The organism is Streptomyces sp. NPDC008121 (assembly GCF_042957155.1).
GTDB lineage: Bacteria > Actinomycetota > Actinomycetes > Streptomycetales > Streptomycetaceae > Streptomyces.
On sequence record NZ_JBIBHT010000003.1, the window covers coordinates 707,852 to 720,956 of the forward strand.

12 protein-coding genes are annotated in these 13,105 nt (G+C 72.6%); 3 read left to right on the forward strand and 9 right to left on the reverse strand.

Annotation, left to right across the window (positions count from 1 at the left end):
* Positions 1-126: 126 nt before the first annotated feature.
* The 5 genes from ACFZBD_RS13225 to ACFZBD_RS13245 form a co-directional block, all read right to left on the reverse strand.
* Entirely contained in the window at positions 127-825 is a 699-nt protein-coding gene (locus ACFZBD_RS13225) for a hypothetical protein (RefSeq protein WP_391139445.1), read from the reverse strand.
* On the reverse strand, positions 822-2,339 hold the full coding sequence (locus tag ACFZBD_RS13230; RefSeq protein ID WP_391139446.1) for an AI-2E family transporter: 1,518 nt from the start codon (positions 2,337-2,339) through the stop codon (positions 822-824). Before ACFZBD_RS13230 ends, ACFZBD_RS13225 begins: the two co-directional genes overlap by 4 nt.
* 124 nt (positions 2,340-2,463) lie before the next feature.
* Positions 2,464-3,153 (reverse strand): transglycosylase SLT domain-containing protein, encoded by a 690-nt coding sequence (locus tag ACFZBD_RS13235; protein ID WP_391139447.1) that lies wholly within the window; start codon positions 3,151-3,153, stop codon positions 2,464-2,466.
* A 374-nt stretch (positions 3,154-3,527) separates the two neighbouring features.
* Complete coding sequence (locus ACFZBD_RS13240; RefSeq protein ID WP_391139448.1) at positions 3,528-4,850, reverse strand: PhoH family protein; 1,323 nt, start codon at positions 4,848-4,850, stop codon at positions 3,528-3,530.
* 307 nt (positions 4,851-5,157) lie between these two features.
* Positions 5,158-5,919 (reverse strand): isoprenyl transferase, encoded by a 762-nt coding sequence (locus tag ACFZBD_RS13245; protein ID WP_391139449.1) that lies wholly within the window; start codon positions 5,917-5,919, stop codon positions 5,158-5,160.
* A 62-nt stretch (positions 5,920-5,981) separates the two neighbouring features.
* On the opposite strand from ACFZBD_RS13245, the gene mgrA reads away from it, so the two are divergent.
* Complete coding sequence (gene mgrA / locus ACFZBD_RS13250) at positions 5,982-7,067, forward strand: L-glyceraldehyde 3-phosphate reductase (RefSeq protein ID WP_391139450.1); 1,086 nt, start codon at positions 5,982-5,984, stop codon at positions 7,065-7,067.
* A gap of 448 nt (positions 7,068-7,515) precedes the next feature.
* Complete coding sequence (locus ACFZBD_RS13255; RefSeq protein WP_391139451.1) at positions 7,516-8,685, forward strand: DNA glycosylase AlkZ-like family protein; 1,170 nt, start codon at positions 7,516-7,518, stop codon at positions 8,683-8,685.
* Positions 8,686-8,729: 44 nt separating this feature from the next.
* Here the strand turns inward: ACFZBD_RS13255 and ACFZBD_RS13260 are convergent, their stop codons facing one another.
* Both ACFZBD_RS13260 and ACFZBD_RS13265 read right to left on the reverse strand, forming a co-directional pair.
* Positions 8,730-10,289 (reverse strand): DUF2079 domain-containing protein, encoded by a 1,560-nt coding sequence (locus tag ACFZBD_RS13260; protein ID WP_391139452.1) that lies wholly within the window; start codon positions 10,287-10,289, stop codon positions 8,730-8,732.
* A 25-nt stretch (positions 10,290-10,314) separates the two neighbouring features.
* Positions 10,315-11,091 carry a prepilin peptidase gene (locus ACFZBD_RS13265; protein ID WP_391139453.1) on the reverse strand — a complete coding sequence of 259 codons (777 nt, stop codon included), beginning with the start codon at positions 11,089-11,091 and terminating at the stop codon, positions 10,315-10,317.
* Between the two features lie 41 nt (positions 11,092-11,132).
* On the opposite strand from ACFZBD_RS13265, the gene ACFZBD_RS13270 reads away from it, so the two are divergent.
* Positions 11,133-11,525: a DUF192 domain-containing protein gene (locus ACFZBD_RS13270; RefSeq protein WP_391139454.1), complete on the forward strand. Its 393-nt coding sequence runs from the start codon at positions 11,133-11,135 to the stop codon at positions 11,523-11,525.
* Here the strand turns inward: ACFZBD_RS13270 and ACFZBD_RS13275 are convergent.
* Positions 11,497-12,633: a hypothetical protein gene (locus ACFZBD_RS13275; RefSeq protein ID WP_391139455.1), complete on the reverse strand. Its 1,137-nt coding sequence runs from the start codon at positions 12,631-12,633 to the stop codon at positions 11,497-11,499. The two genes, ACFZBD_RS13270 and ACFZBD_RS13275, sit on opposite strands and share 29 nt — an antisense overlap.
* Positions 12,634-12,692: 59 nt before the next feature.
* Positions 12,693-13,088 (reverse strand): hypothetical protein, encoded by a 396-nt coding sequence (locus ACFZBD_RS13280; RefSeq protein WP_391139456.1) that lies wholly within the window; start codon positions 13,086-13,088, stop codon positions 12,693-12,695.
* Positions 13,089-13,105: the final 17 nt, after the last annotated feature.

The following is a 13,105-nucleotide window of genomic DNA, read 5'->3' on the forward strand; positions in this document are numbered from 1 at the left end:
ACGTACGTCGGAAGGGCCCCGGGGCACATCGCCCCGGGGCCCTTCCGTCGTTTCGCCGCCGATCTCCCGGCCGTTTTCCCCGCCGAGCGGCCGCGCGTCGCGTCCCGCTTGCCCGGACCCGGGCGTTCACGCCTTGAGGGCGGCCATCAGCGCTCTCATGTCCTGGACGAGCAGGGTCTCGACACCCGACAGGTCGGACTTCCCTGCGCCCTCGACCGCCTCGCCCTTCTCGACGTCCCAGGTCTGCTGCCTGCTGACCCAGATGTCCAGCTGTGCCTGACCGTCAAGGACGGCGATCCAGGGACCGGAGGAATCCGCATCGGTCGAGACGTACGCCGCTTCCCCGAGCCCCTCGACGGGCTCGGCCTGCTTCGTCATGTCGCCGAGATCGGGCACGAACTCCGGCCCCGGGTCGGTCTTCTTGTGCAGGTCGTACCGCACGTCGACGGTGTAGCCACTGTCGGGCGACCCCAGCGTGACCGAGCATCGCGCCCTGTCGAGGGCGGGGTGACGCGCCGTCGGCTCGTTCGCCGCGGGATCCTCCGCCCGCTTGCCCAGCTCCGTCGAGAGCGCCTTGAGCTCGGCCTTCTGGCAGAGGGACTCGACCGTGCGGTAGCCCCCGAGGTCGGGCCCCGCGTTCTGGACCCCGTCCCACACGACGAGGCCGCCGGCCCAGACCGCCGAGGCGGTCAGCGCGCCGCCGAGCGCCCACGGCCAGGGCCGGCGCGGCCGGGGCGGGCTCGGCGGCACGGGGTCCGGTCCGAGGCGGAGCGGCTCGGGGGCCGGCGCGGCCGGCCCGCCCATCAGTTCGGGTTCGGAGATCACTCGCCGTCCCTGTCTCGTGCGCCCGGGGCGGGGGTGGGGGCGACCGCGTGGGCGGTCGCGCCGCGCGGTTCGGGGGTGCTGAGCAGGGCTACTTCGGTGGTGTACGCGCGGAGGTAGCCGACCACCGTGTTGGTGACGGCGACCAGCGGGACCGCCACCACCGCGCCGCCGATGCCCGCGGTCAGGCCGCCGGCCGCGACCGCGAGGACGACGCCGAGCGGGTGGACCCGCACGGCCCGGCCCAGGATGAAGGGCTGCAGGACGTGGCCCTCGATCTGCTGCACGGCGAGGACGACGACCAGCACCATCAGGGCGGTGAACACGCCGTTGGTGACGAGGGCGACCACGACCGCGAGGGCTCCGGAGATGACGGCGCCGACGAGCGGGATGAAGGCGAAGAGGAAGATGAAGACGGCGAGCGGCACGGCCATCGGGACGTCGAGGAAGTACAGCCCGAGGCCGATGAAGACCGCGTCGATCAGGGCGACGAGGACCGTGCCCCGGACGTAGGCGGTCAGCGTGCGCCAGGCGCGGGGGCCCGCGCCCGCGACGCCGGGCCGGGCCTGGGCGGGTACCAGCCGCAGTGTCCAGTTCCAGACCTTCTTCCCGTCGTAGAGGAGGAAGAGCGTCGAGAACATGGCGAGCAGTATCCCGGTCATCGCCTCGACCACCACGGTCACGCCCTGGAGGCCGGCGGAGGTGATCTGCTCGGTGTTGGCGCCGATGGTGTCGCTGAGGTTCTTCGCGATCTCGTTGATCTGCTGCTCGGTCACGTGGAACGGGGAATCGAGCAGCCAGCGCTTCAGCTCCTCGATGCCGTCCCTGACCCGGTCGGACAGGTTGTCGATGTTGTCCATGACCTGCCAGACCACGAACCAGCCGACCAGGCCCATGATCACGAAGCCGGAGACGGCGGTGACGGCGGTGGCCAGCCCGCGCGGCAGTCCCGCCTTGCGCAGCCGGGCCACGGTGGGCTGGAGCAGGGCGGTGATGAGGAGCGCGGCCACGAAGGCGAGGACGACGAGCCTGACGGAGCTGATCACCTTCATCAGCACCCAGAGGGTCCCGGCGAGGACGAGCAGCCGCCAGCCGGCCTCGGCGGCGACCCGGATGCCCCACGGAATGGCGTCGACGGGGTCGGGCCGCGCGGCGACGGCGGGGGCGTAGGCGGGGGGCGCGGGGACGGCCGCCGGGGCGGGCCCGCGGCGGCCAGGCCACCGGCCGGAGCCGGCGCGGCCGGACTCCCGTCCACCGGTGTCCTTGCCCGTCGGGGCCTCGCCCTCCGGCCCGTCGTCTTCGCCGTCGGCAGCGCCGGGGGCGTCGGAGGAGCCGGGTTCGCCGGACGTGTCGGCCGCGCCCGGGACGCGGGAGGTGCCGGAAGCGCCGGGGCCGTACGGCCGTTCGCCCAAGTCGTCGTCGTCGGCTTCCGCACGCGCGCGGCGCTCGTCAAGGCGTTCACCCATGCGGCTCAGGCTGTCGCCCAGCCGGCCCAGCCATCCTGGCAGTCTCGACATGACCTTCCCTCTTCCCCCCGCTCACTCCCCCACTCGCCCCGGGAGCCCGACGATCCCCGAACCTACACGCACGGAGCCCCTCACCGTACGGCGGTGAGGGGCTCCACGAGGTCGGGACGCCGGTCTAGTACCAGCGGTTGGCCTGCCAGAACGACCACGCGCCACAGGGGCTGTCGTAGCGGTTGTTCATGTAGTTCAGGCCCCACTTGATCTGGGTGGCCGGGTTGGTCTGCCAGTCGGCGCCGGCCGACGACATCTTTGAACCCGGGAGGGCCTGGACGAGACCGTACGCACCCGAGGAGGGGTTGACCGCGCGGTAGTTCCAGCCGGACTCGTGGTCCACGATGTTGCTGAAGCACTGGAACTGGTCGCCCGGGATCATCTGCCGGGCCATCGCCTTGACGTCGGAGATGGAGTACGACCCCTGGGCGGCGAAGCTCGACGCGTCGCGCACGGAGGAGCGGTTGGCGCGCTCCTCGGCTTCCTTGCGCGCCTTCTCCGCCTTGTCGGCGGCCTTCTTCTTCGCCTCCGCGTCCTTGGCGGCCTGGTAGCGGGCCGTCTCCTCCGCGGACTTCCTCGCGGCCGAGTCGGCAGCGGCGGCCTGGGCGTCGGCCTGCTGCGAGAGCGAGGAGACCTGCACCTGCGCCTGCTCGCCCGCGGGGATGTCCGCGAGCAGCGTGGTGTCGGCGGCGGTGGCCTCGAAGTTGTCGTCCGCGGGCTGGGTGCTGCCCGACGCAACGCCGACGACGGCGCCGACGGTGGTGACCGCAGTGGCCGAAGCCACCGCGAATCCCCGGACCGAGATCCGGCTCACACGGTTTCCTTCCAGCATCGCCCGCACAGGTGACCACGTGGGCGAAATCGTGCCCCTGGCGCTGGTCTCCGAACTACTGGGTCACTGAAGACACGGGCCCGTGGTGCTGTGGGCGGCATACGGCGAACAATTGTTGAGTTGTGTGGTGCCGCACCCCTGAGGGTGCACGTGTGCCGTATGCGGGGCCTGACGGAAGCAAGACTCTGCCGGACGGCAACGCCGCAAGGCAATTATTCGTTGCGTGTGAAAGCTCACACCCCTTCGCCCCAGGGGTTTTGGCCATACGGGGGACAGCGCGGCGCCGCCCGGCTAAGCTCGTGCGCTTTGCCGGGCGGCGCCAACTCCCGTATCCCTACGGGGCGGTACGAACAGGGTCAGATCTGGCCGTCCTCCAGCATTTCGGTCACGAGCGCGGCGATCTGCGAGCGCTCGGAGCGGGTGAGCGTGACGTGCGCGAAGAGCGGATGCCCCTTCAGCTTCTCGACCACGGCGACGACTCCGTCGTACCGGCCGACCCGGAGGTTGTCGCGCTGGGCCACGTCGTGGGTCAGCACGACCCGGGAATTCGCGCCGATCCGGGACAGAACGGTCAACAGGACGTTCCGCTCCAGGGACTGGGCCTCGTCGACGATCACGAAGGCGTCGTGGAGGGAGCGGCCCCGGATGTGGGTGAGCGGCAGGACCTCCAGCATGCCGCGCCCGAGCACCTCCTCGATGACCTCACGGCTCGCCACGGCCGAGAGCGTGTCGAAGACCGCCTGCGCCCAGGGGCTCATCTTCTCGGCCTCGCTGCCGGGCAGATAGCCGAGCTCCTGTCCGCCGACCGCGTACAGCGGACGGAAGACCATCACCTTCTGGTGCTGACGGCGCTCCAGGACCGCCTCCAGGCCCGCGCAGAGCGCCAGCGCGGACTTGCCGGTGCCGGCCCGGCCGCCCATGGAGATGATGCCGACGTCCGGGTCGAGGAGCAGGTCGAGCGCGATCCGCTGCTCGGCGCTGCGCCCCCTGATCCCGAAGACCTCCCGCTCGCCGCGGACCAGCCGGACGTTGCCGTCGGGCGTGACCCGGCCGAGCGCCTTGCCCCGCTCGGACTGCAGCACCAGGCCCGTGTGGACCGGAAGCTCGGCCGCCTCCGGGACGTACAGGGTCTCCTGGTCGAAGAGGATGTCCACCTGATCGGCCGCGAGGGCCAGCTCGGACATGCCGGTCCAGCCGGAGTCCGTGACGGCGAGCTCGGCGCGGTACTCCTCCGCGAGGAGGCCGACCGAGGACGCCTTGATGCGCAGCGGCAGGTCCTTGGAGACGACCGTGACGTCGTACCCCTCCGCCTGGAGATTGCGCGCGACCGCCAGGATCCGTGTGTCGTTGTCCCCCAGCCGGTAGCCGGCCGGAAGCACGCCGGGGTCGGAATGGTTGAGTTCGACACGCAGCGTGCCGCCCAGGTCCCCGATGGGGAGCGGGGCGTCCAGGCGCCCGTACCGGACCCGGAAGTCGTCCAGGAGGCGCAGGGCCGCCCGGGCGAAGTAGCCCAGTTCGGGGTGGTGGCGCTTGGCCTCCAACTCGGTGACCACGACGATCGGGAGCACGACCTCGTGCTCGTCGAAGCGGGACACGGCGTTGGGGTCGGCCAGCAGGACGCTGGTGTCGAGAACGTAGGTGCGCCTGTCGGACAAGCGGCGCTTAGTGCTGGTCACCACGGAAGGACAGACCCCCTTTGACGACCCCTGTGAGGTCGGGGCGCGACGGAACCTGTGTCGCTGCGGGATGGGACCGGGCTGTGGCCGCGAAACGCGGGCCGAGCGCCGGCCCTCCGCTTCGTCCGTACATGTCCTGCACGGTCGTCCTGGTGCAACGGGCCTCCCGGGTGGCGGTCTCCGTGCCGCTCACTCTGCAAGGGATATGCCCTCGAACGAGCCACGCCATGCCATGGCATATGACGACGCGTTCATGAACGCGGGATGACCTCTCCCGCCGGGGTGGTGCCGGTTCCGTGACGGGAGGGTGTCAGGTGCCGTAGCGCCGGTGCCGGGCGGCGTAGTCGCGCAGTGCCCGGAGGAAGTCGACCTTGCGGAAGGCCGGCCAGTGGACCTCGCAGAAGTAGTACTCCGAGTGGGCGCTCTGCCACAGCATGAAACCGGACAGGCGCTGCTCGCCGCTCGTGCGGATGACCAGGTCCGGGTCGGGCTGGCCGCGCGTGTAGAGGTGCTCGGAGATGTGCTCGACGTCGAGGATCTCGGCGAGCTCCTCGAAGCTCGTCCCCTTGGACGCGTGTTCGAGGAGGAGGGAGCGGACCGCGTCGGCGATCTCCTGGCGGCCGCCGTAGCCCACGGCCACGTTCACGAGTATCCCCGTGTTGCCGCGGGTGGACTGCTCGGCTTCCTTCAGTACGGACTGGGTGCGGGCCGGCAGCAGGTCCAGCGTGCCCACGTGGTGGACCCGCCAGCGGCCGTCGGCGGCGAGGGAGCGCACGGCGTTCTCGATGATGCCGAGCAGCGGGACGAGCTGCTCCTCGGGCCGGTTCAGGTTGTCGGTGGAGAGCATCCAGAGCGTCACGACCTCGACGTCGGTCTCGGCACACCAGCCGAGCAGCTCCTGGATCTTGTCCGCGCCCGCCTTGTGCCCCTGCTCGGGAGTCCCGCCGGACGCCTTGGCCCAGCGACGGTTGCCGTCGAGGATGACACCGATGTGCTTGGGCACCTGGTCGTGGTCGAGGCGGCCTTCCACCCGGCGTGCGTAGAGCCCGTACACCAGGTCGCGCAGGTTCACTGTTCTTAACCCCTCCATGCCGCGTCGGTCCCCGAAGCCGCCACATTACTGCGCACGGGTCAATGGCACCCAGCCCGGGACTGTCACAAGTCCGTGATAAGCAGAGATACGTGACTGACACCCCCTTGTACCGCGCCTCGGCCGACCGCTACGACCACATGGAATACCGCCGCACCGGCCGCAGCGGCCTCAGGCTCCCGGCCGTCTCGCTAGGCCTGTGGCACAACTTCGGCGACGACCGCTCGCTCGACTCGCAGCGGGCGATCCTGCGCCGCGCCTTCGACCTCGGCGTCACCCATTTCGACCTGGCGAACAACTACGGACCGCCGCCCGGCTCCGCCGAGCTGAACTTCGGCACGATCTTCGCCCAGGACTTCGCGGCCTACCGCGACGAGCTGATCGTCTCGACGAAGGCCGGCTATCTGATGCACCCCGGCCCCTACGGCGAGTGGGGCTCCCGCAAGTATTTGATGTCGTCGCTCGACGCCTCCCTGAAGCGGATGGGCCTGGACTACGTCGACATCTTCTACTCCCACCGCTTCGACCCGCACACCCCGCTGGAGGAGACGATGGGGGCCCTGGCCTCCGCCGTCCGGCAGGGCAAGGCGCTGTACGTCGGCGTGTCGTCGTACACCAGCGAGCAGACCGCCGAGGCCGCCGGGATCCTCAAGGAGATGGGCGTTCCCGCCCTCATCCACCAGCCGTCGTACTCGATGATCAACCGCTGGACCGAGGACGACGGTCTCCTCGACACGCTGGAGGCGGCCGGCATGGGCTGCATCTCCTTCGTGCCACTGGCGCAGGGCCTGCTCACGAACAAGTACCTGAAGGGCGTGCCGGAGGGTTCGCGGGCCACCCAGGGCAAGTCCCTCGACCCGGGCCTGCTCTCCGACGAGGTGCTGCGGCGCCTGCGCGGCCTGGCGGACATCGCGGAGCGCCGGGGCCAGTCCCTGGCGCAGCTGGCGCTGTCGTGGGTGCTGCGCGACGAGCGGATGACCTCGGCGCTGATCGGCGCGTCCAGCGTCGGACAGCTGGAGGAGAACGTGGCCGCGCTGGCAGGTCCGCCGCTGACGGCGGAGGAGCTCGAGGAGATCGACACGTTCGCGGTGGACACCGTCGGCACGAACATCTGGGCCGGACGGGGCTGAGTCGCCGCCGCTCTCGTGAACCGGTGCGGCGGGGTGCCGGCCTCGCCGTACGGCCGAGAAAAAACGGGCCGGTCCGTGGGGGGGGGTTACGGACCGGCCCGAGGGGGGGGTTTCCACCATAACCCTTCGTCCGTCGTGATGGGTGCCACCGGGAGCCGGCGAACGAGCCCGGAGCCGCCGGAGGCCAGGCGCGGCACGGGTCGTAGGGCTCGGTGGCGGGTTTACGCCCCGGCGTGGCGGCGGTTTCGGTACCTCCCAAGAGGGACCCCCGCGGGCGGGCGCGGGGTTGACGCGACGGCGGACGGGGAGGGGCGGCACGACGCCGGTCGCCGCGTCGACTCCTCAGTCGTACCCCTCTCCCCTCGGCCCGCGCCAACTCCTTGATTCGTCGCCCCTGTTCGGTCAAGGCGGACAGCCCCTGACCTCTTTCGCGCCTACCGTCGGCCGCATGACCTCGATCCCCTCCCCCGTCACCTGGGCCCAGGCCGCCACCCGCCGGATGAGCCGTCAGTTCCTCGCCGGGCCGACCGGTCCCACCCCCGCGGCCGCGACCGCCGCCATGCTCGGCGCGCACGCCCAGGTCCTGTCGGCCGCCGAGCTGTCGGTGGCGCTGCGGACCGCCGACGCGACCCGCGCGGACGTGCGGGCGGCGCTGTGGGAGGACCGCTCGCTGGTCAAGACGTACGGACCGCGCGGCACGGTCCATCTGCTGCCCGCCGCCGACCTGCCGCTGTGGACGGGGGCGCTCTCCGCGCTCCCGGCCGGGCCCCAGCCGCTGCCCCCGGACGTGCGGATGTCGACGGCGCAGACGGACGAGGTCGTGGCGGCGATCGGGGACGCCCTCGCGGGCGCGGAGCTGACCGTCGACGAACTGACGGACGCGATCGTGGCGCGGACCGGGCCGTGGGCGGGCGAGCGGGTGATGGACGCCTTCCAGGACAAGTGGCCGCGTTGGCGCCAGATGACCCACACGGCCGCCCACCGCGGGGTCCTGTGCTTCGGCCCGAACCGGGGCCGGAACGTCACGTACACCAGCCCCGGCGTGCGGCCCGACGAGGGCACGCGGGCGCTCGCCGCGCTGGTCGAGCGGTATCTGTACGCGTACGGGCCGGCGACTCCGCAGCACTTCGCGAAGTGGCTGGCGGCCCCGGCCGGGTGGGCCGGCACGCTCTTCACGACGCTGGCCGGGGAGGGGCGGATCGAGGAGGTCGCCTTCGAGGACACGAGGGCCTGGGTGGTCGCCGGGGACACGGAGTTCCCGGCCGGCCCGGCCCGGGGGGTGCGGCTGCTGCCGTACTTCGACGCCTTCACCATCGCCTCCCAGCCACGCGAACGGCTCTTCCCGGGCGCCGCCTGGGGTCGGGCGCTCTCCCGCGGGCAGGCCGGGAACTATCCGGTGCTGCTCGTCGACGGAACGGTCGCGGGGGTGTGGCATCAGCGGCGCTCCGGGCGACGGATCGCGATCACGGTCGAGCCGCTGACCCCGCCGACACCCGCGACCCGGCTGAACGCGGCGCGGACGCGGCAACTCGAGGCCGAGGCCGAACGGGTGGCGGCGATCCTGGAGGGGACGGCGGAACTGACCGTGGGGACGGTGACGGTGGGCCCGCACGCGTGACCCCCGTCGGGGGCCCGGCCAGCGAAGGGCGGTGGAGGGGGCGGTCAGCGCACGGTGGTGGCGGGGGCGGGCGCGGGGGTGGCCGTCGTACGGCGCAGCAGGGTGAGGCCGTCGCGGGCGGCCACCAGCCGGTAGCCGTACTTCTCCCGCGCCGCGGCCAGCTCCGCCAGCTGCCGCTCGATCGGGTAGGGCCAGTGCCCGACCTTGTACGGCCAGGCCTCCGGCGCCTGCGCGTCGTGGACGATCCACTCGGCGGTGGGCGCCGGGAAGCTCGTCCGGTCGTACGCGTAGAGCTTGCTGTCCACCGGGAAGGTCGGGAAGACGACGACCGTGCACCGCGAGGTGAGCTGCGGGACCAGCCGGTTCGAGGCGGCGACGGTCGCACCGTCCGGGATCCTCGCGAGGAGCGCGCGGGCGGCCTCGATGTGCGGGGTGGTGCGCCAGGTGGCCCGTTGGGCGAGCTGCGCCAGCGGGAAGGACGGGAGCATCACCACGGTCACGGCGAGCACGGTGGCGAGCGAGGCCCGGACGTGGCGGGCGGCGAGCGGGTGGCCGTCGCGCCGCCACCCGGCGAGGGCGTCGATCAGTCCGGCGAAGACGACCGGCATGAGGATCGCGCTGTAGTGGAAGGCCGTGCCCCAGTGGAAGCCGTTGTCGGAGACCATCCGCCAGGCGAGCGTCGGGACGGCGATCAGGGAGAGCGGCGAACGGAGGGCGAGCAGCGCGGACGGGGCGAAGACCAGGACGAGGGTCATCGCCTTGATGTCGGGGCGCAGCGCGTCGAGCGGGGCGTGGGCGAGGGTGGAGAGCAGCGAGCCGTACCCGTCGGAGAGGTTGTCGCCGTGGGCGTAGCCGCCGCCGGGGTTGACGGCGGGCAGCAGGAGCTTGATCTCGATCAGCGAGCCGAGCAGACCGCCGACGGCGACCAGGGCGCCCAGCCGGCGCGGGCCCTTGAGGGCGATGTAGAGGCCGATCGCGGCGAGGGTGAGGCCGAGATCCTCCTTGACGAGCAGCAGGGGCGCGGCCCAGGCGACGGCGGCGCCCCAGCGCCGTCGGCCGAGCGCCTCCAGGGAGAACGCGAGCAGCGGTACGGCGAGGGCGATCTCGTGGAAGTCGAAGGCGGCGGCTGAGGCGATGCCCCAGCTCAGGCCGTAGCCGGCGGCGACGACATGGGCGGACCGGCGGCCGAGCGCGCGCACGGCCCAGCGGGCGAGGGGGACGACGGCGAGGGCGAGCAGGGCGGACTGGGCGACCAGCAGACAGACGGGCGAGGGCCAGAGGCGGTAGAGGGGGGCGAGGACGGCGAGCAGGGGGTGGAAGTGGTCGCCGAGGAGGTTGAAGCCCTCGCCGCGCAGGGGGACGACGGGGGCGCGGAGGTCGGCGTAGGCGCGGACGGCCTGCTCGAAGATGCCGAGGTCGTAGCCGGTCGTACGGAGCAGGACGTGCCGGCGCACGGCGACGGTGGCGTAGAGCAGCGTGAGTCCCGCGGCCCACGCCCAGGGCAGGAGGGCGGAGGGGTTCGGGGGGAGGAGGGCGGACGCCCGCCGCGGCAGCCGTAGGACCGCTGGTACCACCTGAATGTTTTTGTCGGTAGATGCCCGCATATGACGGGATGCTAGGGCGCGAGGGTCAGGGGGTGGCGGAGAGCGCGCCGAGGAGGAGACCGAGCAGGGCCCCGGCGAGCATGAAGGGGCCGAACGGGATCGCGGTCCCCCGGCCGCCGCGCCGGCGCAGGAGCAGACCGAGCCCGTACACCGCGCCGAGGAGGAAGCCGGCGAACGCCCCGGCGAAGAGGACGGCCCAGCCGTACCAGCCGAGAGCGGCGCCGAGCGAGAGCGCGAGCTTGACGTCGCCGAAGCCCATGCCCTTCGGGTTGATCAGGAACAGGACGAGATAGCCGCCGCCCAGGGCGAGCGCGCCGAGCAGGGCGTGGGGCCAGGATCCGGCGTCGTCCGGGAGGAGCGCGGCGCCGCCGAGGAGCAGCGGCGTGGCGACGGCGAGGGGGAGCGTGAGCCCGTCCGGGAGCCGGTGCACGCGGACGTCGACGGTCGCCAGGAGCACGCCGAACGGCGCGTACAGCAGCCAGACGGCGAGCTCGGGACGGGGGCCGGCGGCCGCGGCGAGGGCGGCACAGAGGAGGGCCGTGAGGAGGACGGGGTTGGTGGGGTTGGTGGGGGTGGTGGTGCGGGTGGGGGCCCCGGGGGGTGGGGTGTCCGTGGTGGTGCAGGTGCCGCAGGCGGGGCGGCCGAGCCAGGCGCCCACCGGGCCGGTGAGGGGGTGCCCGGCCGGACAGTCGTTCCGCCACGCCTCCCCCGGCTCGACCGAGAGGCGGTACGCGGCCCGGGGCACCAGCAGCCCCGTGGCGGCTCCCCACAGGGCGGCGACGACGATCAGAGCGGCGAACACGGTCCTGACCCTAGGGTCGGGGCACCGCTACCGTCTCCCCTATGGGGAAGTGGCGTGACGGTACGGGGACGTTGACGGTCCTGGACGCGGGCGGGGGCGAGCGGGGCGGGGGCCCGGGTGCGGGGATACCACTGGAGATCGCGGCCTCCTCCCGGGCCCGGCGGCGCGGGCTGCTCGGCCGGGACGGGATCGCGGGCGCCCTCCTCATCACCCCGACGAACAGCGTCCACACCTTCCGGATGCGCTTCGGCATCGACGTGGCCTACCTGGACCGTTCGTTCCGGGTGCTCGACGTCGTGACGATGAAGCCGGGCCGGATCGGCATGATCCGGCTGCGGGGCCGGCACGTCCTGGAGGCGGAGGCCGGCGCGATGGCGGCCTGGGGGCTACGGCCGGGCGTACGCGTCACGGTGGCCCCGAGCCGAGAAGCGTGAACGCGCCGTAGACGGCGGAGGCCGACGCGAGGCCGGCCAGGACGAGGATCCGGTTGCGCACCCGGAGCCGTACCAGCGCCACCGCCGCCGGAAGCAGCAGACCGAACGCGGGCATCATCAGGCGCGGCCGGGAGCCGAAGTACGCCGCGCCGACGAGGGAGATCACGACGACGGCGATCGTGTACACGAGCAGCGGCAACGGCTGGCCCTGCCGAACGCACAGGGCCACCAGCCACGCGAGCAGGCCGAGGGCCGCGCAGAGACCGAGGGCGGCCAGGGGCGGCAGGCCCCAGATGAAACGGGCGAGGGCGACCCCGCCGTCGATCGAGTTCCCCCAGGCGGCCTGGACGTCGAAGTAGGCGGTGGCACTGCCTTCCCGTACGCCGACGTAGACGACGTACGCGAGCCAGCCCAGCGGCGCGAGCAGCGCACCGGCCGCCACGCGCGCGTGGAGGCGGCGGTCGCGTACGACGGTGACCAGTGCGGTGATCCCGATGGCGGCGACGAGCGCGGCGGCGGTCGGGCGGGTGAGCCCGGCGAGCACGCAGAGGGCACCGGCCAGGATCCAGCGCCCGCGCAGGACGGCGAGGACCGACCAGGCGGCGAGGGCGGTGAAGAGCGTCTCGGTGTACGCCATCGACTGGACGAAGGCGGTCGGGTAGACGCCCCACAACACGGCGAGGGCGGTCCCGGCGGGCCGGCCCGCGACGTGCGTGCCGACGGCGTAGATGCCCCAGGCGGCGGCGAGGGAGGCGGCCCAGGAGACGAGCAGCCCGACGGTGGCGGCGTCGACGGGCAGGACGGTGGACAGGGCCCGTTCGAGGAGGGGGAACAGCGGGAAGAACGCCAGGTCCGCGTGGACGCTGCCGTCGGGGAGCGTGACCTGGTAGCCGTAACCCTGCTCGGCGATCCGGACGTACCAGACGGAGTCCCAGCGTCCGTTCAGCCGGTGCAGCCCGTCCTTGCCGGTGACGGCGGCCGCGATCGCGAGGACCGCGAGGCCGAGGAGGCGGGTGGCGGCGTAGCCGCCGAGAGCGGGCCACGGGACGGCCGCGAGGACACGCGCGAGGTCGGGCCGCCGCGGGGCGGTGGGCTGAGCTGGGGACATGCGGTCGATTATGTCCGGGGCGCGCGAGGGCTCCGACGTGGCGTCCGCGTCAGGGGATGTCAGCCACCGGGCCGTATCCTGCCGAACCTCGCCGCCAGCACGGGCCCCAGCTCGCGGACGATGCCGTGGCCGGGTTCGTGCGGGTACGGGAGGTCGTTGAGGAACGACGTGACGATGACCTCGTCGATCCCGAGAACCCCGCGGCCGCTCTGCTCCTCCAGGAAGTCGAGGGTGCGGCGCCAGGGGGGCGGCGGGGCGGGGGCGGGGGTCGGTCCCGTGTCCGGCCCGGGGCCGAGGAAGGACCGAACGGTGTCCTGCACGACGTCCCAGAAGAACACGTGCGGACGGACGACACCCTGGTGGAAGACATGGGTCTCGAACGCGGCCCGGAATTCGGGGATCCGGGCGACGAGGTCACTGACCAGTTGCACGCTCGGCGGCGTTGTCGTCGTCATCACGTACAGGATGGGGC

Coding starts and splice junctions, on each gene's coding strand:
- ACFZBD_RS13275 (WP_391139455.1), bottom strand. CDS start 12,633: ATGTCCCCAGCTCAGCCCACCGCCCCGCGGCGGCCCGACCTCGCGCGT.
- ACFZBD_RS13260 (WP_391139452.1), bottom strand. CDS start 10,289: ATGCGGGCATCTACCGACAAAAACATTCAGGTGGTACCAGCGGTCCTA.
- ACFZBD_RS13255 (WP_391139451.1), top strand. CDS start 7,516: ATGACCTCGATCCCCTCCCCCGTCACCTGGGCCCAGGCCGCCACCCGC.
- ACFZBD_RS13230 (WP_391139446.1), bottom strand. CDS start 2,339: ATGTCGAGACTGCCAGGATGGCTGGGCCGGCTGGGCGACAGCCTGAGC.
- mgrA (WP_391139450.1), top strand. CDS start 5,982: ATGGCACCCAGCCCGGGACTGTCACAAGTCCGTGATAAGCAGAGATAC.
- ACFZBD_RS13270 (WP_391139454.1), top strand. CDS start 11,133: ATGGGGAAGTGGCGTGACGGTACGGGGACGTTGACGGTCCTGGACGCG.
- ACFZBD_RS13280 (WP_391139456.1), bottom strand. CDS start 13,088: ATGACGACGACAACGCCGCCGAGCGTGCAACTGGTCAGTGACCTCGTC.